The sequence below is a fragment of the Paenibacillus campi genome (assembly GCF_034659835.1).
GTDB lineage: Bacteria > Bacillota > Bacilli > Paenibacillales > Paenibacillaceae > Saccharibacillus > Saccharibacillus campi.
Genome location: NZ_JAXSQZ010000002.1, coordinates 657,186 through 678,290, shown reverse-complemented (window position 1 = coordinate 678,290; position 21,105 = coordinate 657,186). Strand labels below are relative to the sequence as shown.

The window sequence follows — 21,105 nt, the reverse complement described above, 5'->3', positions numbered from 1 at the left end:
CGTTAATGGACAAATACGATGTAAAGCCGAGCTTCTGTTGTCTGTATGCAAGCAAGCTCGGCTAGACCGGAATTACTCGTACAATGCGTCTTTCAGTCGACTGGACATTTTCGGCTTCGTGCTGTTCGCTTTGACGAGTGCGGTACGCAGTCTTTTATTGTCGGCTTGAAGCTGTACGATCGTGTTCAACAGCTGCTGCACCGCATCTTCTTCCTCCATGCTCAGTCGCTGTTGATGCAACAACTGCTCCATTTGATCGACGGCTGACTGTATATCGTTTGGCTGTATATTATTGTTCATGCGCATATCCTCCTTTGCACTACTATAACCGGATCAAATCGCAAAAAACCGGGCTTAGCATGCCCGGCTCCATCTTGCATATCCGTGTACATTCGTATCATCCTACTTGTTTTCTATACTTTCATAACGATTCAATCGCGTCAAGCGACATTTGCAGCAAGTGTGCTCGTTTTCTATTTTCCGTCACCATTAAAATGTCGAGCATAACACATCGCTATTGGCATGTATACGTTGGCATGCAGCATCATGAACTGAACGCAACAACACTACTTTTTGCAATTATAGCGTGCATTCGTATGAGGGCGTGTATGCAAACTTAGCGTGTTAGAACAGCCACCAACCACTGCTACTGCTACTGCTCGCATCATTTTATACGCGTTTGCGCACAGCAGCACAGCACCTCGTTGGCAGCCAAATACATGCTATTCATCGCCCTCTGCACATCGCCTATAACGAACCGCTTTAGCCGCTGCATTGCGCTTACAGTCCCGGCGTAAACAACCCTGACGCACCACGCAATTTTATAAGCGCTTCCACAAAAAAGTAATCCCCATAAATAATCGGTACATTCAAATGCCGCTGCTCAGGATAATGCACCGTACCGTGCGTAATTAAACCTTCGTCAGCACTGTCTCGTGTCGAATAATGATCATACAAACCGGTCAACAGCCGTGTTGCCACCTGTTGCAGCGTATGCCGCTCCTGATCATCGACAACATGCCGTGCCAGCTCCAGCAAGCCGCTTGCGGCAATCGCTGTTGCCGAAGAATCATACGCATTACGACAAGCTTCCGGTGCGCGAAAATCCCAGTATGGCACGATGTTCTCACCGAGCTGTGTTAGGAAAAATTGCGCGGTTTGACGGCTCAGCTCCAAATATGACGCTTGCCCTGTATACGCATAAGCAAGTGCAAATCCGTGTAGCGCCCACGCTGTACCGCGTGCCCACGCTGATCCTGGCGCATAGCCCTGACCGCCATGCTCGCAGCGCTTCTGACCGCTCACCGGATCAAATTCCACCACATGACAGATCGAATGATCCGTCCGCACAAATTCGCGTGCTACCGTGTCCGCATGCGCAATCGCCAGTTCACGATAACGCGGATCACCGGTTTCAAGTGAAGCCCAGTACAATAACGGCAAATTCATCATACTGTCAATAATCGCCACCCCACGTGTATCCATATGAGCGGATTCAAAATTCCAGGCACGAATATAATTGCCGTTCACATTAAATCGCGCTGCCAGCAAATTGGCAGCGAGCAGACTGCGACGACGCGCATCGGCATTGCCTGTTTGCACATAATGAGCAACACCGCTAAGCAGCCAAATAAAACCGAGATCATGATCGACCAGCTCTGTATCGTGCAAACAAAACTCCAACTGACGCTCACAGCTCTGCGCCCATTCGGCAATTTGCTCGTATGTCTGGTCGTGCTGTTGCTTATGCACGTTCTTTTCCTGTGCCAATAGCGATAAATGTTCGGCTAGGTCGTTCCGTTCGTGTGCATCCGTCTCTTGTTCCAATGCATTCATATGCAGTGTACACATCGCTGTATCGGCACCCGAAGTTGCGGTAATTTCAGCCGCCCTAGCAGCAGACCGACCATGTTGATAAACGAGCCACAACAGCCCAGGCCAAAAGCCTGCTGTCCACCACTGCGGCTCACTGCGATCATAACGTCCCTGTTCAGCTACATGCGGAAAATGATCCTGACTTATGCTAGCCTGTGCCACCGTTTTGCGTATTGCCCAATTCCACGCTTTGTTGATCGACTCAGTTAATGTCATATTACTCATCATCTCGCTCCTTCGCTTTTGACAGATGCCGCTAGCTGGCTGCTACTCGTTCACCGCAGACGTCCTTTGCTCCATAGACAACTCCTTTATATACCACGCATCACACGCATTATGTTCGGTACCATCCAGCGGACGTTCCAATTGGCGGAAGCCGAATTTAAGATAGAGCGCATTCGCCACTTCCAACCGGTCAAACGTTTCCAAATAACAATACCGATAATGCTGTGCCGCAAAATCAAGCGACTGTTGCACAAGCAATCGCGCCAGCCCTTTACCTTGTGCTTCCGGCGCGATATACAGCTTTTGCAGCTCACACACTTCCGTTTCCTTGCCAAATGTGCCGATCCCCGCACCACCAACAACAGTATCTTCATCATTAACAGCTACCCAGTAAGCGATTCGCGGGCTGCTGTTATAATAGTCCGCCAGCTGGCTTAGCTGTGGATCAAAATAAGCGGTACCCGGCAAATTTAGCGCAAACGACTCCAGCGATTGCTTAATAATACGTTCAATCGCAGCATTATCCCTCGGTTCAATCGGTCTAATCTTCATCTGTATTCCTCACTCTCCGCATCAGCGTAAATGCCGTAACGAAACGGTACTTGCCAAATCTATTAGGCTAAAGCTTCAGAACATGGATGCAAATGGGCACACATTAAACATGCGGACGCAGTTGCACCGCCATCCTATTCGCTAACCGCTTCTTATTTGTGCCCTGTCACCGAGCAAAGTCGACCTAGCTTAGCAATATCGCTCACCAATTCATCGACCAATTCCGGTTGGGTCGCCCAGCTAGTGCAAAAACGAATCGCACTATGCTGCTCGTCCACTGTCTCCCATAAAGAAAAAGAATACTTTGCCCGCAATTTATCCAGCACCGTATGCGATACGATCGGAAATTGCTGATTGGTCGATGAATCATAACGAAACGTAAAGCCTTGCGCAGCAAATGCATCGCGAATACGTAACGCCTGTCGTACCGCATGCTGCGACAGTTCCATATACAAACCATCTTCAAACAACGTCTCAAACTGAATGCCAAGAATACGCCCTTTGGCAAGCATGCCGCCGCGTTGCTTGATCAGATAGCGAAAATCTTTTTGCAGCGCATCATTTACGATCACAACCGCTTCGCCCATCAGCGCGCCCACCTTCGTACCGCCAATATAAAATACATCGCATAGCTGGGCGATACGCGCTAGCGTCAAATCATTGTCCGGCGCAGCAAGCGCATAACCGAGCCGGGCGCCATCGATAAACAACGGCAAACGACGCTCACGGCACACCTCATAGAGCGCTTCCAGTTCCGCATGGCTATACAGTGTACCATTTTCGGTCGGCTGGGAAATGTATACCATGCCTGGCTGCGTGACATGCTCATGTGTCGCATCGTTCCAGTGCTCATCGTACACACGCTGCACTTGTGCAGCCGTAATTTTGCCGTCATCGCTTGGCAATGTGAGCACTTTATGACCGGTCGATTCGATCGCGCCTGTCTCATGTACGGCAATATGCCCGCTAACCGCTGCCACGACGCCTTGATGCGGACGCAAAATAGCCGCGATCACCGTTGTATTCGTCTGTGTACCACCGACTAGAAAATGCACATCCGCCTGCTCATTTCCGCATGCTTGACGGATATATTGACGAGCACGCTGGCAATATTCATCCATCCCGTACCCACTCGTCTGCTCCATATTGGTCGCTACCAACTTTTGCAAAATACGCTCATGCGCGCCTTCCGTATAATCGCTCTCAAATCGTATCATCGTGTGTTCGCTCCAATTGATCCAGTTTTTGTTCAATCTTTTGCATCGCGGCATGCAGCTCGTTAAGTTCATCCGGCGGCAAAGCGCAAAACAGACGGTTAATCTGCTCATTAGAGCGATCATCCAATTGTTTATATAGCGCTTTACCTGCATCTGTTAACCGCAGCAAACTAATCCGTTGATCGTCAGCCGATGATTGTTTATACAATAGCCCCAGCTTCACGAGACGACGAATAATCCGGCTCATATAGCTGCGATCGATATTCAGCGAATCAACTAGCATATTGGCGATACAAGGTTCATTCATACCAATTTCGACCATCACCCGCGCCTCGGTAAACGAATACCCGCTATCCAGCACATGGCTGTTCAATACACCGATCATATTCGTGTATCTGCGATTGAAATGCCGAATATCAGCGATCATCGCTTTATCCATCTTGTTCACTCCCAGGTGTATTATGTAAGCTGCTCGTTCCAGATGATAAATGGTGAGGTTGCGGCGACATATCACCTAACCGCGCCACCTATCGTCTATCATTTAGTGGACGATGTCCACTTTTGAGTTACGATTACTATAGTTGCTTTTGTGGACATTGTCAACTAAATCCCAAACACTCATTACATCAAATCATCTCCCGTTAGCTACGCATGGAACGCAGCGAACAGAGGCTTATTCTAAATTATAAATAGTGATGACCCTGTATGATGCAACACGTCCAGCCCAATTAGCAACCAAACTACATAACTGCCCTACATAACTGCGAGCCACACTAAAAAAGCACCTCATCGTCCCCCAGCCTAATCTCATAACCAATCGCCAAACGACCACCAACCCCACTTTCTAACCGCATCCCGGTTAACAGCCCATTCCGACTAGCCACATGACGTGCTTCCACCGGAAAAGTAAATGTCGATTCCGCTGTGAGACGACTCACCGCCAGCAAACCATGTGTATAACATAAACGGATCGTATGAATGGACGGTTCCGCTCGCTCTGGCAATTCGCTTTTCGCTCCCTCATGCTCGGCGATACAAGCCTGCTCATACAGTTCAACTCGCTCACTGGAACTAGCATTTCCAACTAACTCCACCGCCGCAGACTGCTTGCCATCATACATAAACAGTGGAATCCATGCGCCAAGCTGCCGGATATTGCTCTCATCCGCATCGGTCAAATGATAATTTACACAAATGATACCAGGTCGCTGTTCATAACAGGCACGAATGCGGCGCACACCAGCTGGCAGCGGGCCACTCCATTCGAGCGTAAACTTTGTCAGCTGTTCGTCCTGCTCTATGTCCACGATCGTATAACTTCCACCGCCATCAGCAGGATCAACCCCTGCATCACAGTCAAACGGTATGCTCGTACGAATGCCATCCGCAAGCTGATGCCCTGTTCCATCCATCGTTTGCCATGCCGGTGCATGGATTAACGGAAACAAATCGCCTTCCGCAAACCGGGTAAATCCTTGCTCCCGATACCCTGCTGCCGACGGCCCGATCAGACCGGGCATGCCGGTACGATGAATACGGGACAAACCTGGAATATTGTACGGATCATTCAGCGCTGTATGCCAGACCAACTGCTGACCCGCCACAACGCTAACTACGGTCTGAAACCAGCCATCCGTGTCCAGTGTATAACTTGTGCACTGTGCCGGAGTCGGATACGCAGCGATCATTTCCAACTCCGCACCACAATGAATCGCATACGCAAGCGCGGCGGCTGTCCACAGGTTATAACAAGTGTGGTTCGTATACACTTCATAGCCATGTCGTCGTTCCGGCGGATAATAATTACGCACAATGTGCAGATCACCCGCTTCCGTCTGCCAGCGCTCTATCGCTGCCCAGCGAGATCAGCCGCATGGCGAAAGGCACCTGCCCGTTTGTGTGCTCCTTGTCTCGCTTCTCGTACCGCCTGTACAGTAAAGATTAGTGCGGCTGTTGCCTCATTCCATTGATGCTGTGAACTGCGTCCACGGGTTGGCAGCTCACCAAGCGGCGAGAGCATCAACAGCGAGCTATACGCACCACGCTGTAACAGCTCATGAATTGGATCAACAGCAGCGCCTGCGTAACCTGCCTCCATCATCAATGTGAGATGATAACGTGTCACAATGTCGTACGCAAACGGACAATTCGGCATATGCAGCGGGCCATCTTGGTACAAGCCAAGCGCAGTAAAACGCGGCAGATGGTATCGCTGCACATACGTATCGATCCAGCCTGCATCTTCACCGCCCAACCCTTCCGCATAGCGCATATATTCACCGGATAGCATAATCGCGTTCCAATTGATCATCCGATTCGGATCGTTCAGTTTGCTCATCGTAAATACATACGTATGTTCCGGCTCGATCTGTTGCAATTGTTGCTGCCAATACACCGCCTGCTCTGGCAACAGCGGTTTCAGTATGCGATAGGCGCCCATGATCATCACCGGGAAAAAGTCCGCATGACCATCCGGCGCACGCTGCTGCACGAGCGCTGTCAAACTGCATGTGAGCGCCGCTGCCGCTGATTCCAGCAGTTCGCTCTGTCCGTGCGTAGCGAGTACAGCAGCTGCAAGCGCATATGATGGTGTCGAATAATAGCGCTCCTGCCCGGAATACGGATCATAAATCGCACCATCTCGCTGCTGATATTTCCGATAATGCTCCACTATGCCGGTCAGCAGTTTCAAGCGGCGCTGCCCATTCCACGCCGCTGGCATCGGCGCACACTGTTCCAGCTTACGTTCATACAACGTCCATGCTTTCTCCCAACGATACGGCTGCTTATAGGCAGCTTCCAACTTCACCTGCTTCATCGAATCTCCCCTTTGGCTCATTCAATCCGTTCACATTGCGAGCTGACCGTAAATGTAAATCGACATTGTATCCGTACCGCATGCTGTACATATTCGATCGGTTGAACAGCATCTTCATCCATCTGCTGCAAGCACGGCATGTCCAGCTGTTGCCCTAGCCGCTCCCTACGATGCTCCCCAGCCGTCACCTGATTTGAAACAGCCTTCCATTCCCGACTGCTCTGCTCTACACTAATATGCAAACGAAAACTTGTTCGATAAAATACAATCGCCCGTCCTTCATGATCATGACTAGCAATTTGCTCAACATCGACCTGATAACGCCCATGTTCCAGATCAAGCCGCACTAGCGCCGACTCCCCTTGCCATAATACAAAATCTTTCCCAATATGCGGCTCAATCCGGCTTATCAAACGCTCGTTAATATCGATATCATGCCCATTGTCCTCATCACCTGCGCCAGGACGATACAGCAGAAAACAATCATGTACTTCAAGCTGTGCCTGTTCCCGTCCCACCTCTGTATGTTCAAAACACTGCCAGTGAAAGCGCCGGGTAAAGCTGTTTAGCTGTGCTTCCTTCGGATATGCACCAGCTAGTTCCAGCATCATCACTGTCTCCTGTGCACGCTGCTCTAGTTGAAGCACAGCCGCCGCGTATTGACGCCCGGATTGCTGCTCCTGCCCGTTAATCGATGGAACCGAATGCCCTGCTGACGAAATATGCAAAATCGCCTCTCTGCCCGCCGCAAAATAAGCTGCCGTATACATACCTGCACCCGGATCACATAATAAATTTTGCCCACCACCATGAATAATAAAACTGCCCACATCATTATGATTATGCGGCTCATCATTATGACCCCCTTTCGCCGCCCAACCAACAACACCCGGTACGACAAGCCACTCCAGATCACGCCAATACCGACTACCCCTATGATGATAATTGGGCGTATCCAGTTTGAGATGACGGCTTGCTGCATACGAAGTCCGTTCCATACGTTTGTCCGTATTCTCTGCACGTTTTACTTGTATCGTGTTTTGCACAGTTCCATCTATGTTTACAGTTCCATCTATACCTGCACCTGTTTCCGCGTCTACACCTGCACCCACATCTTTACCTATTTCTCCGGTTACCTCCGCGGCTACACTTTCATCTAGCCCTCCTTCAATCCATCCCTGCTCCCGTTCCCCTGTTCTTACTCCACACCATGCCCCGGCATCATCACTACTTTCAAAATAAGCCGGCTCCGACCATAACAGATCACGCCACATATGCGCCCACCGCTGACAATGATCGTCACTGAACAATGGAATCGTAAATGGCAACGAAACCGTCCAGCCGTACCGCTGCGCCAGACGACTTAACAATCCGGTCGGTAATGCCTGCCGCTCCTCACTGTCCGAAAAATTAACAAATACACCGCCCGACAAATGCGCAGCCTGTGGAAAAGAAGCGATCGCACGAATTTTGCGTTGCTGTGACTCGCTTAGCTGTACCGGATACCCTATAGCTTCCAGCATCTCTAACCAATATGTAAAATAGCCAAACCCGTACACCCAATAGCCAATCCCTTCCGCACAGCCCCCGTCGTCGCCATAACTAGCCAAAAAATAAGCAAGCGCTTTGAGTAAACGATTCAATATAAACTGCTGTCGTTCGGTGTCACGCTCGGCAAGCAGCGCTGCGATTCCACAACCACTCGCACAGACAGCAGCCCAATTATGCTCCGCTGTCTCCCAATCAAATTGCCGCTCCGGATCGCTGAGCACATCCAATACCCGCCGTCCGATTTCCAACTGTATTCGTTCCAAAATACGCTGATCGACCAACCCATCCAGCAGTACAGCCAGCTCGGCAAGCATACCTGCCGTCTCCGCTGTAAACAGATCGATCTGCTGCCATGCCGGTGTATCCGCCCGTTCTGGCAAATGTGCAGGTAAACACCATGTGTATTCTCCACATACGTCCCATAACACGTCTTCAAGAGCTGTCTGAACGATACAAACATCAAACTGTGCTAGACGATCCGATGCATCCACCGCTAACGAAAAATTACGATATGAAGCGATCGAAGCAGCTAATGAACCAAAAGGAATGTCAAACGACATTGCAGCAGCAGCTACTGCTTCATGATCAATTGTTTCGATTGGAACGAATGGTGCTGAAGCTGACAGTTTCGAATCCGCCATCCCCGCCGCTATGAAATGAACATCCGTGCTCATCAAACCAATTTCGGCTTGTCCAGCTGTGGCTGTTGCTTCACCCGCGCCTGCCTGCTCTATATTTGGCGCCTCTACATCATCTGGGACATCACATATTAGCATCCCCGATTTCGGCTCCACTTCGGTATGCTCGTCCATTCCGGTATGCGCACATTGTTCATCAGATGCTACATTTCGCGCTGCCACTGACAAATTTTGCAGTTGCTCCTGCCCCTCCGCTTGCAGCCGCAATCGCATAAGCGCCAATGCGACAAGCCGTCCTCTACGCTCAAAATATATCTTTTCATACGGAATGCGCTGCCCATCATCCCGAAACTGTCGAAATGACGCAAAATGCAACACCGGCAACGGCTCGGTCAAAGCCCGCTGCGCAATTTGCTCCAGATCACGCCACCATTTTGCATAAGCCGGATGCCGAGCCGTCGCCAACAATCGCTCGCCTATATTGTTAACATTCCATACATGCCGAACTTGTCGAATCAAACGTATATAATCTGCTTGATCCTTTCCCATATCAACACCCCTTTATCGCAATGTGATTGCATTCATTTTCAAACAATGTACACTGGCTTACTGTATCCGATCTTGTGCCGATGCTATATTACACGTATGCCAACTATTACTATGACCGTGTTAAATGTTGCTTTTAATTACACACTGGCTTTCAATTGTGCACAGACATTACTACCATTAAGAACTTGAAGCCGATTTAAAATTAAAATTAATCTCGATCAAGGTACTCTATACTACATCATCCCAAAATAAATTCTCGTCTACCGCTCGCCTATCAACAATAAAATAACGCTTTCATAAATAAAAGTATAGCCATCATCCTGCTACATCTATACATAATTTGGTCATATTGCGATTCTTCCCCGTTCTGTTTCCGCGTTTTTGCTCCTATTTCCTCCTTTTGCTTCTGTGCTCTCTAGCTCGTTTCCGTTTCAAACTAGGGCGTGTCTTTAAACATTCATCGTTGTCATTTTATTATTCAAGTTGGTCGCGTTTTTAAGTGAGTTGACCTGTGTACAAACATAATCTAATGAAAAAACCGTATCGAACTGCCTATGAAGCTGTTTCAAAACACGTCCTAACCTGCTCTTTTCCAATCTTAATCCCTATTTTCAACCTTAAATTCCCGCCATAACAAAAAGGCAAGCCCGTATGGCTCACCTTTTGATCGATTCTATTTCACCTGTTATGCCGCCGATAACGAACGATACCATACACAACAACTACGATCACAATTCCGAGCGCATCAATTAACGTATCGCCAAAATGACCGGTACGACCGGCGATCCATGTCTGGTGCCATTCATCGGTCGCCGCATATCCGTACGCAATCACCGCCGCCCATAGCAGCGGCATATACGCTAATTTCGTCCATTGCGAGCACACTCGTACAAGCAAAAAGGTCAATATCGCAAATTCGGACACATGACCGCCTTTACGAATAAAAAATTCCCAAAACGCATACGGCTCACTACCAGTAACCGTATAGCCACCATAACTGAACTCCATTAACGGCGTGATCGCTGCCAGTGACGGCTCAGCAATCCAGCTTGCCAGTAATGGTTTCACATCTTGCTCCTGATACGGCTGATTGGACATCATAAACATAAATGTCATCCAGCCCAACGTCAGCACAGACCAGATCACTAGAGGAACGATTTCAGGGCGGCGAGCGGAGTGCGAACGATAGGAAGGTAAAGTCGAGCGCATCGTATATCCTCCTTTCGAGATCAGCCCGTTCTCGCACAGATGCTGTATAGTTGCCTACTCGACAACAATCCGACATTTTTTGCAAGCAGACTTGTAACAGTAAAAGCAGTCATACAACGCCTATGGATAGCCAAAAGACCCGTACATTCGCTAAGTTCGACGGTCTGTCTGTAGCACCCACTTGCTGCACTGTAGACTGCTTTTCTGATTGTATTATTCGATCGGAGCACGCTCCACAAAATATTTATTAGTCATATAGTATGCATCACCACGAGATGTTTCCACTTTTCCTTTTTTCGGGTCCAAAAAGACAATTTCTTTACATTTAGTACAGTACCATTTCGTACGCATAATCGGTGAATCTGTTGTGTACGCAGTGCCGCATTTGCAATCTACTTTGATGAGCACTCCATTTTGCTTATAAGCACTACTTAGATGATCCTCTGATTCATCAGGTTGCTGATTCGGTGTAAGCACACGCTGGTAATCGGAAAACTGATTTTGTACTTTAAAATCGGCAACAAGCTCTGGATTCAAACCAAAAAACTCTTTGCCTATACTGGTCACAAAACGTGTATTCGTTCTGTAGCTTTCCAGCCATTCTTCAATCTGTTGGTTGGACAAAGGTACGGTACCCTTGATTCCGCTGTTCAGTGTGTATGTCATGATGTGTAAAGCATCACTCTGTTTGCTTGAGTACATTAGAAACCTCCTCTTTCTTCAAAAGCTAATGTACTACAAAATATCGTTTTAATCAAAGCGTGAATTTAACTCAAATTCCATGTTATTCAATTCGTAATCAACTTTGACCAAATTTAGGATATTCCGTAGCAAGACGTTCAATCCAGCCGTGTATACGAGTAGGAATCTCCTCAGCCAGTTGCTCCCATGTCGTCATCAGCTCCTGGTTGATGTCAAAATATTCAAATTGCAGCGAGGGCACAAATACGTGCGTTTTCAAATACTGTCGTACTTGCCAGTCTATTGTATCATTCGTTGTAAATGCGTGCTGAAATAACTCATTAACGAGCAGCCTACCATCACCCGCCATCGTTTCACTGCATGCTTCTTCCACATTGGGCAATAGCTCAAACCAATCGCGAATCGGGCTAAATGTATGCTTGCCTGGTTGCGCATAAATGACCATATGCGTCTCATCCCGCATATTGCTGCGATCCCGGCGCAGCGCTCGCAAATACCGTCCACGAAAGCTGCATTCTGCATTCAGTACACGTCCATCATGAGCGATATATACCTATACATGCTCCAACCCATACAGATGACCGATATCATAATCCCACCAAACCGCATACTCACTCAACTGCGCCAGCTGAGGATCGGCAAAATCCAAATAGCGATTGTACGAAAGTGAAGCACCCGGCGCCTCCAACACCGTTACACCAATTCGTTCCGGATAAAATGGCTCAAGGCGATCAAAATGCAAATGCGGCACATATTTCGTCCCCAGCTCCACACTCATTAAAACTCTCCTGGTGAATGTCATTCATTCGGATAAAAGGAGCATCATTTCGATTTTATCCTGTTCACTATACAAAGTATTTCATCTGTACATGCTTGTCTGTCCAGCCGCTCCTATCGAACCCGAAACATACAATAAGTTTGCCCGTATGACAGACAGAAAAGCCATTTCAAACCGACTAGAAGCTGAATTTTATGCTCTTTACCTACAGGCTATCGCTTATGACAATGTAGCTTATGTACCTCCTGATCTTTTCGCCGTCCGCAAATGGCGCAGGCATAAACATCATGACGCTAAATATGCGAACGATGCCGCGCCTAAGCAAGCGGTAGGCGTTGATCTTACTTCGTACATTCACATTCATTGTATAAATAAGCACTCATTCAATCGCTAGCTTGATTTGTGGCTTCCAATACATCATGTTGATAAGACTGTGTTTATTATTTTTGTATACAGACGATTTTACGTACGTTGCTTACTGCTTGTGTGTATCGATGTAACGCCGCATTGTGGCTTGTCGTTTGTGTATATACTGCGTGATGCTACCACCGTACAGCGATCAGCCAATCTGTCTCACTGCGTGCACGTGATGGTACATGTTTGTGTATTACGTACATGTATATGTACGTAACATCGTATTGTTGTTTACTACTCATGCGCAGATTGCAGTAATGCCGTATTATTGTATATTACTCGCTTGCATTTCCATGTAAGATGATATTATAATTTACCACTTATGCGCAAATTTCATCTAACATCGTATTGTTATTCACCAAATTAGGTACAGATTCCAAGTAACGCTGTAATGTTGTGCAACATTCGCACGCATATCTATCTAACGTCGTATGCTTGTGTACCGTTCGCTTGCATATCCATGTAACATCGTATTGTTGTTTACCCTTGCATATATACCATGTAACGTCACATTGTAGTTTATCACTTGCGTACACATTCGTGTAACACCGTATTCTAGCTTTCCGCTCGTGTGTAAATCAGATGGAAGTCGCACTGTTGTGTACTGCTCGGGTATAGATCGACGTGACATCGAATTTTTGCTTATTACTTGTAGGTATACCCAAGTCACATCGCATACCTCATTCTAGTACATTGACCAAGTTAAATGTTAATTTTGATCGTGTACTAAAATCCTGATCCATGCGATCTTAAAATAGATTCAACACTCCAATTCATCTCGGTCAAGGTACTAGTTTACTGTTTGTCTCGTCAGCGGCGTACTAGCAAATACTTGTTTACTGCTTGCTGTGTATCTATACATCGCTGCGTCCTTTGCTTATCCGTTACAGTCGTAACCGAAAAATCCTACTATCGTTTTCACAAATATCTCTGTTTCTGCCCGTATGGTAGCTTGTTCCCTATCTAACTCTAGTCGGTTTATCGATGCTCCCCATGCTAACGACCGAGTTACTATTCTACCACTACAAGTCAAACAAACACCAATCCGTTCGCCATCAACCTATTATTGCACATAATTCCCATTATATACTTTTAATTTTTTCTCTATATTTAATAGCGATTATACATCAAATCGACAAAAATTCACTAATTATTTGCCCATAATAGCTCTTTATCCGAAAATAAATTAGGGTTGCGGCTTATTTGTTCATATTTTCGAATATTAAAAAGACTATGTATACGAACAATTTTATATTTTTTGATTTTTTGTAAATAACACTGGATGTTTATGTAAACCTATGCTAAACTATCTCCATACAGAAAGGAGGTGCGTCAACATCAATAATCACATGTTGAACGCGTCCTTTACCCAAGCCGAGGTTCTAGCGTAACAACTAGAACTTTCCGGTGGCGCGGGATGCGGTCAGATTTAAATAGCGCCATTTGGGTTAGAAAGGTCACCTGCGGGTGGCCTTTTTACTTTGCTCTTGCTCTTGCTCTTGCTCTTGCTCTTGCTCTTGCTCTTGCTCTTGCTCTTGCTCTTGCTCTTGCTCTTGCTCTTGCTCTTGCTCTTGCTCTTGCTCTTGCTCTTGCTCTTGCTCTTGCTCTTGCTTAAGCATGTTTGTTGAACACCTTTTTGTAAACAGATCATGTGCACATTAATTGAATATGTTCGGAAGATCAGCTTGGTTAGTGTTTACTAAGTAAACGTAATGTATGGATTGATATGCAGTCAGCTTCCATTTTTTCTGCTTGATTTTACCGTTTGACAGCGATATATGCTTTGTATCTATATCCTTTCCAGCCCAAATTATTGTTTTTATTTCCATTTGTTTTCATTGCAAAGTTCCGCTAACATATACACAAGTATGAAATACGCCAGTTGTTAACACAGTCTTAGCCTATAATATAACGTCCATTCTACTGTACAAAAAAACAGTACGCCCACAATATTTTATACGAGCAAATAAGTGAATTAACGTATACGTTTTATTGCACATTCACCTTCCAACTCTTTTCAGTATAGACTCCTCCAGTTCCAGTTCCAGTTCCAGTTCCAGTTCCAGTTCCAGTTCCAGTTCCAGTTCCAGTTCCAGTTCCAGTTCCAGTTCCAGTTCCAGTTCCAGTTCCAGTTCCAGTTCCAGTTCCAGTTCCAGTTCCAGTTCCAGTTCCAGTTCCAGTTCATTATAACTCGCCTTGCCAAGTCAACATCTTTATATTCAGCGATCCTGCTGCCATTTTAATACTGTACTATTTGCGGTTGTTGTTCACTTTATATATGCCAAAAAATAGACGAACTAATTGATTAATTTGAAGATAACGCTTACAATTTAACTATCATTCCGAATAACTTTAGCTGTCTTCAACTCAGTATAGGCAAATGTATATCGGCTACTGATTTATTTCCAGTATTTGCAATCAGTCTACTATAACCTGCAATTTTGAACGTTATCGCTGATTCATGCCCTATGGATCGCATCATGAACCGGAATGAACTGTATTTTAACCCTACCTATGCAGGAGGAAAAGCTACATGACGAGCTACTGGGAAAAAGCTTCACATATACGAACGGAAGATTCGATTCGTCTTATTTTAACGCCATCTTCTACTGCACAGGCGTTTTACTTTTTTTTACAGGAGATCGGCCATTTTAAGACTTCGTTTCCTTATGTGACCGAACGTGAGCATTTAAATTCGTATTTGATTTTGTACACATTATCCGGTCGCGGCAAGCTCCGTTATGGCAATACAGACTACACGCTTGAAAGCGGTGATCTGTTTTTTGTTCATTGTATGGACTACCATCGTTACGAAGCTGTGCGGGAGCAAGAGTGGGAGTTTTTGTGGGTGCATATACGCGGTGAAGCGCTCGAAGGCTATTACGCACCGTTTAGCCAGCGGCAAACTCCGGTCTGTCATGTGAACGAGTATTCCGCAATTCCAGGGCTGATGCAACGGTTGCTGAATATCCAAACACCACGCAGCAACAAAACCGAGTTGATTAGCTCACAATTAATCGTGCAATTGTTAACCGATATTTTGCTGCATGCTGTGTATGTTGGCGACAAACATGGACGTATTCCGGCTCCAGTGCTAGATTTGCAACAATATTTGGAACAACATTATACCGAACCGATCACACTCGATGACCTGGCTAAAAAATATGCTGTAAACAAATTTCAACTTAGCCGTGATTTTAAACAACATATCGGTTTACCGCCGATTGAGTATTTGATCAATATTCGCATTAATACCGCCAAACATATGTTACGCTACTCCGATCAAAGTATCCAGCAAATCGCCAGCGAAGTCGGTATCTACAATGTATCGCATTTTATTAATTTGTTCAAAGCACGAGTCGACTGCACTCCGCTCGCTTATCGTAAAGAGTGGACGTAACAAGTATATAGATGCCACTGTAAAGCATAAAATGATATGTATAGACTATGATCATACGAAGCATAGCCGGAAAAGCCGTTTCTCTGCATAAGCCGATCGTTGATTACCTTGTTCGTAAGGTGGCGAGCGGCTAGACGGAGAAACGGCTCTTTGGATACTTTTGCATATGCAGCTGAATTTATGTTTAAGCTAACTTATCAAATTGCGCTGCGTATTAACGGAAAAAAAGCAGATCACTTATTTTCCATACCCCGAAAAAGAGCGCCACTGCTACAACATACGTACTGAGCACAAATACCCAAGCATTCATTTTTTCCATGCGTTATCCCTCCATTGTAGTAAAATTCTCTCGGCAGTCTGAATCCGAATGCTACAGGCTGCATAATTGAGATTATTTTTGTTTGTTTGTCCATTTTTGCTGCTGATGTTTTGTTTGCTTATGCTGTTGTGTTGATGTTCTGTTTGCTCATGCTGTTGTGACTTTGTCGGTTGCTTTGATTGCGATACTGCTACACTGCTACACTGTAGTGTAATCGGCAAACTTAGTACGGTTGTTGTATTTGATTGAATGGCAATGCTTACTAAGCTATTCCGACGGCTTACTTGAGCACAAATCTTATTATAACGTGTTTTGCTCGTTTATGCATGGAACAAGCTGATGTAGTAAAATAGTCCAACAATCGGCACAATAATAACCGATAGCTTGTTAATGGTCAAAATAGGTCATACGAAATTGACTTGATCCAATGATATGAAAAAAGAGCAACATTGATCCCTTTTCAAGGAGCATGCTGCTCTTGCTTTTAATTTATTATCGATATAAATTTGACATATAGGCACGACCCAAACATGCTAACTTCTACATCAGTTAGGAACTTTGTGCTCAATCCGCAGTTTATCAGCTACCATAGCGATAAATTCACTGTTCGTTGGCTTGGATTTGCTAATATTGATCGTATAACCAAACAGATGGCTGATCGAATCGATATTGCCTCTCGTCCAGGCAACTTCGATCGCATGACGAATGGCGCGTTCCACACGCGAAGGTGTTGTTTTAAATTTCTCCGCAATCGCTGGATATAGCGTTTTCGTAATCGAACCGAGAATTTCGATATTGTTGTACACCATCGTGATCGCTTCACGCAAATACTGGTAGCCTTTAATATGAGCAGGCACACCGATCTCGTGAATAATCGCCGTAATGCTGGCATCCAGATTGCGACCTTTAGCTGGCATCGCTACGGCTGGCTTGTTCATCGCATTGCTCATATTACTAGCAGAACTGCCATTGCTGCCCAGCGATTCACCAGTGCCGACTAATTGACGCACACGATTGACGAGTACTTCCATATCAAATGGCTTCAAAATATAATAGGAAGCACCTAGTTGCACTGCACGTTGTGTAATATTTTCCTGACCAAACGCGGTCAGCATAATAATTTTCGGTGCCGGATTCAGATTCATATCGCGCAACCGTTCCAATACACCAAGCCCATCCAGATGAGGCATAATAATATCTAAAATTAGTACATTTGGTAGCTCTGGCAAGTTTTCCATCGTTTTTAAAACTTCCTCACCGTTAAATGCGATTCCTACGACTTCCATGTCCTGCTGATTGGAAATATAATCAGCCAGCATATTAGTAAATTCACGATTATCATCTGCTAGCAATACTTGAATAGTTGACAATGGATATTCCTCCTTCATTTTGGTCACGCTCTCCTGCTGTGTTGCATCCATTTGTAGTGTGTTCATTATGCTCGATCTAATCATTCACTTCATAATTACTATAAACTTTCATTCGACACAAAAAGCATGAATCCTTCTGTCGAAAACAATAATCTCATAATTTTCCCAATTTTTCTATCCTATATGCGATAAACAGACACAAAAAGACGTAGCACGGCAGCTTATCTCATTTATTTATGATCACATATAGAAACGGGAAGCACTGCAATTACAGGCAGGCTTCCCGAATAAAAATAGTACGATGACCATTTCAAATATACAATTTAGTGTTGTACACATACATTCTATGCGTGAAAATAACTGATACATTCAAACTCGCTATTACAATCATTTAACGTAATAGTACATTATAATATGTTGACCGAATAGCACATTGATCGAGATCAATTTTATGTTTAAATCTGCCTTATGTCCTGAATGATAGCCCTATCCGTACATGATCAAAATTAAAAACATCATCAACATTAAAACTTAACATCGTCAAAATAATAATGTATTACGATGATCGCTTTAAATATAGTTTGATAGTATACAAATTATCGCTCTAACTAAGGTCATACAGCGGATTTAAAACGATTATGTTACACAGTCAATTATATACAATCGCTTAGTGTGTAATCGTTCCTACATAGGCACTACAAAAATGGATAAATGACGCATAACAATGACATAGCCACACTACAAATCAACAATATATCATATTGAAACATCGATTAACGCATCCATTAAAACTATATTGCCTCATTCACCTTAATTTGTACTTTATAATATGACATAACGATCGGAATGATGATCTTACTACATAACAATAATGACTGAATAGCTCGATCTGCTCATTTACTAGCTATACTTTGCAGCTGCTTCGGCTCCATTAATGGACAGCGTAGGCTGAACCGCCATCTTTGCGTGCTTCTGCCAGCTTAAGCATCTCCAGTGCATGATGATTCGTTTTCTCGGTAATCTCGACTCCACCTAGCATACGTGCCAGTTCGTCGACACGACCGTCCTCATGCAGCGAGACGACGCTCGTCGCTGTACGATCGCCCACAATTCGTTTTTCGATCAAATACTGATGATCTGCCATACATGCTACTTGCGGTAAGTGTGTAATCGAGAACACTTGGCATTCGGAAGACAGTTTAAACAACTTCTCTGCAATCGATTGTGCAGCGCGTCCGCTCACACCGGTATCCACTTCATCAAATACGAGTACAGGCACTTGTTCATGACGGGCAAAGATACTTTTGAGCGCCAGCATAATACGCGATAGCTCACCACCGGAAGCGATTTTGCCCATTGGGCGCAGCGGCTCACCAGGGTTAGGCGAAATGAGGAATTCAGCCGTATCGATCCCTTGGCGGGTAATCCGAATACGATGGTCATTCCATTCGATTCCGTTAGCATCATAAATATAATCAATTTTAACTTGCAGTGTTGTACGCTGCATTTGCAAGTCTTTAAGCTCGGCTTCCACTTGTTTGGATAACTCACCTGCTGCTTCACGGCGCAGCTTGCTCAGCCGCTCACCAGTTTCCAATAGCTGTGCACGAAGTTTATCACGCTTCGCTTCCAGCTTGAGCAAATGTTCGTCTTTATTTTCCAACAGATCGGTCTCACGCTGGATTTTCGCGTAATAAGCCAAAATCTGCTCAACATTTTCGCCATACTTGCGGCGCAAGCCAGAGATCATATTCAAACGTGATTCCACTTCTTCCAAGCGGCCTGGATTGAATTCAATATTTTCCTGATAGTTGCGAAGCTGATAAACGACATCTTCAAGCTGATAATAAGCGGATTGCAGTTGCTCCACTAACGGATCAAGATGTTTGGCATCATAACGTGCTACATCGCTTAGACGTGACATCGCCACACTAATCGCGCCCATCGTGCCCTCACCGTTCAGATGATGATAACCGCCTGCTACCGCTTCCATCATTTTCTCGCTATGCGCCAGCCGCAAACGTTCTTCTTCAAGCGTCTCATCTTCGCCTGGCTGCAAATTTGCGGCGGCGATTTCTTCAAGCTGGAAGCGATACAAGTCCATCATTTGATACGTTTTTTGACTGTTTTCTTGCAATTCGCGCAGTTCACGTTCGATTTTAATATAACTGCTGTATTGTTCATTGTATTTCAGCTTCACTGGCCCAATCTTCACGTCGGCAAACGTATCCAGCAAGCCTAGATGGCGCTCTGGCTTCATTAATGATTGATGTTCATGTTGTCCGTGAATGTTGACGAGCTGTTCGCCCACTTCACGCAGCATCGATAAATTGACAAGCTGACCGTTAATGCGCGCTGTGCTTTTACCGCTGCTCGTCACTTCACGACGAATGACGAGATGTTCTTCGGCGGTACCTTGAATGCCAAGACGCGCCAACGTCGACCAAACCGGGTGTGTAGACCGCAGTTCGAATAGAGCTTCCATTTCCGATTTGTCACAACCGTAGCGCACAATCTCCGCTGAGCTTCTTCCGCCTGCAATCAGACCGAGCGCATCGATGATGATGGATTTACCCGCACCGGTCTCACCGCTCAGTACATGGAATCCTTTATGAAAGTAAACGTCGATTTCTTCAATAACAGCCAGGTTTTTGATGCTCAGCATAACTAGCATGGAGCTCACTCCTTCTCGTATAAAAGACTGTTTGACCACGCTTCAGACGAAACCGGATCAAAGTTCCACAGTCAGCTGGCGCCAAAAAACGGCATGGCTGTATCGATCATACGACGGAAGCAGAACGAGCGTATTTATCGTCTTAAGACATACTATCTACCATCTTAAGAAATAAAGCCCATAATCTGCTCGATCACTTTCTGGCTGTCGTTCTCGGTGCGGCAAATAATCAGCATCGTATCATCACCTGATATCGTGCCCATAATTTGCTGCCATTCCATACTGTCCACAAGGGAAGCGATCGAATTGGCTGTACCCGGAAGGCATTTCATCACAACCAGATTGTTCGTAAAATCGATCTGCAGAAAATTATCCACCAGTGCGCGCTTAAGCTTCTGCACCGGATTGTAGCGTTGATCGGTTGGCAAGGAATATTTATATCTTCCGTCATCGGTCGGAATCTTGATCAGTAAAAGTTCTTTAATATCGCGTGATACGGTCGCCTGGGTCACCTGAAAGCCTGCTTCTCGCAACGCTTCAACTAGATCATCCTGGGTTTCGATATCTTGATGTGTAATAATTTCACGAATTTTAATATGTCGCTGTCCCTTCATAAAGACCTCCGCTTGGTAGTATGCTCTATTATAATCATGCACATGATCGCTTTGACGAATGCATTATAGCGCCTAGTTTGGTAAAACAGACTCTATAATTATTCGAGATTGTGCAGGTATATTCCTTTTTGAGCTTTGCAATTGGAACATAGTCTGCGTCTCTATCGATCATCAACGTGGCATCGCACATTACCCTATTG

Annotated in this window: 18 protein-coding genes; 1 reads left to right on the top strand and 17 read right to left on the bottom strand. The window is 45.5% G+C overall.

Going from position 1 to position 21,105, the window contains the following annotated elements:
- Positions 1 to 72: 72 nt before the first annotated feature.
- From U1I11_RS08055 to U1I11_RS07990, 14 genes are all read right to left on the bottom strand, one after another.
- Positions 73 to 300, bottom strand: coding sequence for a hypothetical protein (locus tag U1I11_RS08055; protein ID WP_322905459.1), 228 nt, complete (start codon positions 298 to 300; stop codon positions 73 to 75).
- A 480-nt stretch (positions 301 to 780) separates the two neighbouring features.
- Positions 781 to 2,103 carry a glycoside hydrolase family 88 protein gene (locus tag U1I11_RS08050; RefSeq protein WP_322905457.1) on the bottom strand — a complete coding sequence of 441 codons (1,323 nt, stop codon included), beginning with the start codon at positions 2,101 to 2,103 and terminating at the stop codon, positions 781 to 783.
- Between the two features lie 39 nt (positions 2,104 to 2,142).
- Positions 2,143 to 2,652, bottom strand: coding sequence for a GNAT family N-acetyltransferase (locus U1I11_RS08045; RefSeq protein ID WP_322905455.1), 510 nt, complete (start codon positions 2,650 to 2,652; stop codon positions 2,143 to 2,145).
- 152 nt (positions 2,653 to 2,804) lie between these two features.
- Entirely contained in the window at positions 2,805 to 3,869 is a 1,065-nt protein-coding gene (locus U1I11_RS08040; RefSeq protein ID WP_322905453.1) for a threonine aldolase family protein, read from the bottom strand.
- Positions 3,856 to 4,308: a MarR family winged helix-turn-helix transcriptional regulator gene (locus U1I11_RS08035; RefSeq protein ID WP_322905452.1), complete on the bottom strand. Its 453-nt coding sequence runs from the start codon at positions 4,306 to 4,308 to the stop codon at positions 3,856 to 3,858. Before U1I11_RS08035 ends, U1I11_RS08040 begins: the two co-directional genes overlap by 14 nt.
- A 334-nt stretch (positions 4,309 to 4,642) precedes the next feature.
- Positions 4,643 to 5,680, bottom strand: coding sequence for a hypothetical protein (locus tag U1I11_RS08030; protein WP_322905450.1), 1,038 nt, complete (start codon positions 5,678 to 5,680; stop codon positions 4,643 to 4,645).
- 35 nt (positions 5,681 to 5,715) lie between these two features.
- On the bottom strand, positions 5,716 to 6,687 hold the full coding sequence (locus tag U1I11_RS08025) for a hypothetical protein (RefSeq protein WP_322905449.1): 972 nt from the start codon (positions 6,685 to 6,687) through the stop codon (positions 5,716 to 5,718).
- Between the two features lie 17 nt (positions 6,688 to 6,704).
- Positions 6,705 to 9,425 carry a heparinase II/III family protein gene (locus tag U1I11_RS08020; protein WP_322905447.1) on the bottom strand — a complete coding sequence of 907 codons (2,721 nt, stop codon included), beginning with the start codon at positions 9,423 to 9,425 and terminating at the stop codon, positions 6,705 to 6,707.
- A gap of 678 nt (positions 9,426 to 10,103) precedes the next feature.
- A complete protein-coding gene (locus U1I11_RS08015) occupies positions 10,104 to 10,634 on the bottom strand; it encodes a VanZ family protein (protein WP_322905445.1) in 531 nt (176 codons plus the stop codon).
- A gap of 213 nt (positions 10,635 to 10,847) precedes the next feature.
- The gene (locus tag U1I11_RS08010) at positions 10,848 to 11,336 is read right to left on the bottom strand and encodes a hypothetical protein (RefSeq protein ID WP_322905443.1); all 489 of its coding nucleotides are present in this window, start codon (positions 11,334 to 11,336) and stop codon (positions 10,848 to 10,850) included.
- A gap of 97 nt (positions 11,337 to 11,433) precedes the next feature.
- Entirely contained in the window at positions 11,434 to 11,799 is a 366-nt protein-coding gene (locus U1I11_RS08005) for a hypothetical protein (RefSeq protein ID WP_322905441.1), read from the bottom strand.
- 90 nt (positions 11,800 to 11,889) lie between these two features.
- The gene (locus U1I11_RS08000; protein WP_322905440.1) at positions 11,890 to 12,114 is read right to left on the bottom strand and encodes a hypothetical protein; all 225 of its coding nucleotides are present in this window, start codon (positions 12,112 to 12,114) and stop codon (positions 11,890 to 11,892) included.
- A gap of 1,871 nt (positions 12,115 to 13,985) precedes the next feature.
- On the bottom strand, positions 13,986 to 14,147 hold the full coding sequence (locus U1I11_RS07995) for a hypothetical protein (RefSeq protein WP_322905439.1): 162 nt from the start codon (positions 14,145 to 14,147) through the stop codon (positions 13,986 to 13,988).
- 398 nt (positions 14,148 to 14,545) lie between these two features.
- On the bottom strand, positions 14,546 to 14,713 hold the full coding sequence (locus U1I11_RS07990; RefSeq protein WP_322905437.1) for a hypothetical protein: 168 nt from the start codon (positions 14,711 to 14,713) through the stop codon (positions 14,546 to 14,548).
- 348 nt (positions 14,714 to 15,061) lie between these two features.
- On the opposite strand from U1I11_RS07990, the gene U1I11_RS07985 reads away from it, so the two are divergent.
- A complete protein-coding gene (locus U1I11_RS07985; protein WP_322905435.1) occupies positions 15,062 to 15,928 on the top strand; it encodes an AraC family transcriptional regulator in 867 nt (288 codons plus the stop codon).
- 864 nt (positions 15,929 to 16,792) lie between these two features.
- Here U1I11_RS07985 and spo0A read toward each other — a convergent pair.
- The 3 genes from spo0A to ahrC all read right to left on the bottom strand — a co-directional run bounded on the left by spo0A (position 16,793) and on the right by ahrC (position 20,905).
- Positions 16,793 to 17,617, bottom strand: coding sequence for a sporulation transcription factor Spo0A (gene spo0A / locus U1I11_RS07980; protein ID WP_322905434.1), 825 nt, complete (start codon positions 17,615 to 17,617; stop codon positions 16,793 to 16,795).
- A 931-nt stretch (positions 17,618 to 18,548) separates the two neighbouring features.
- Positions 18,549 to 20,291: a DNA repair protein RecN gene (gene recN / locus U1I11_RS07975; protein WP_322905432.1), complete on the bottom strand. Its 1,743-nt coding sequence runs from the start codon at positions 20,289 to 20,291 to the stop codon at positions 18,549 to 18,551.
- Positions 20,292 to 20,455: 164 nt separating this feature from the next.
- A complete protein-coding gene (gene ahrC, locus U1I11_RS07970; RefSeq protein ID WP_322905430.1) occupies positions 20,456 to 20,905 on the bottom strand; it encodes a transcriptional regulator AhrC/ArgR in 450 nt (149 codons plus the stop codon).
- Positions 20,906 to 21,105 lie beyond the last annotated feature (200 nt).

Coding starts and splice junctions, on each gene's coding strand:
- U1I11_RS08055 (WP_322905459.1), bottom strand. CDS start 300: ATGAACAATAATATACAGCCAAACGATATACAGTCAGCCGTCGATCAA.
- U1I11_RS08050 (WP_322905457.1), bottom strand. CDS start 2,103: ATGATGAGTAATATGACATTAACTGAGTCGATCAACAAAGCGTGGAAT.
- U1I11_RS08045 (WP_322905455.1), bottom strand. CDS start 2,652: ATGAAGATTAGACCGATTGAACCGAGGGATAATGCTGCGATTGAACGT.
- U1I11_RS08040 (WP_322905453.1), bottom strand. CDS start 3,869: ATGATACGATTTGAGAGCGATTATACGGAAGGCGCGCATGAGCGTATT.
- U1I11_RS08035 (WP_322905452.1), bottom strand. CDS start 4,308: ATGGATAAAGCGATGATCGCTGATATTCGGCATTTCAATCGCAGATAC.
- U1I11_RS08025 (WP_322905449.1), bottom strand. CDS start 6,687: ATGAAGCAGGTGAAGTTGGAAGCTGCCTATAAGCAGCCGTATCGTTGG.
- U1I11_RS08020 (WP_322905447.1), bottom strand. CDS start 9,425: ATGGGAAAGGATCAAGCAGATTATATACGTTTGATTCGACAAGTTCGG.
- U1I11_RS08015 (WP_322905445.1), bottom strand. CDS start 10,634: ATGCGCTCGACTTTACCTTCCTATCGTTCGCACTCCGCTCGCCGCCCT.
- U1I11_RS08010 (WP_322905443.1), bottom strand. CDS start 11,336: ATGTACTCAAGCAAACAGAGTGATGCTTTACACATCATGACATACACA.
- U1I11_RS08005 (WP_322905441.1), bottom strand. CDS start 11,799: ATGCGGGATGAGACGCATATGGTCATTTATGCGCAACCAGGCAAGCAT.
- U1I11_RS08000 (WP_322905440.1), bottom strand. CDS start 12,114: ATGAGTGTGGAGCTGGGGACGAAATATGTGCCGCATTTGCATTTTGAT.
- U1I11_RS07995 (WP_322905439.1), bottom strand. CDS start 14,147: ATGCTTAAGCAAGAGCAAGAGCAAGAGCAAGAGCAAGAGCAAGAGCAA.
- U1I11_RS07990 (WP_322905437.1), bottom strand. CDS start 14,713: ATGAACTGGAACTGGAACTGGAACTGGAACTGGAACTGGAACTGGAAC.
- U1I11_RS07985 (WP_322905435.1), top strand. CDS start 15,062: ATGACGAGCTACTGGGAAAAAGCTTCACATATACGAACGGAAGATTCG.
- recN (WP_322905432.1), bottom strand. CDS start 20,291: ATGCTAGTTATGCTGAGCATCAAAAACCTGGCTGTTATTGAAGAAATC.
- ahrC (WP_322905430.1), bottom strand. CDS start 20,905: ATGAAGGGACAGCGACATATTAAAATTCGTGAAATTATTACACATCAA.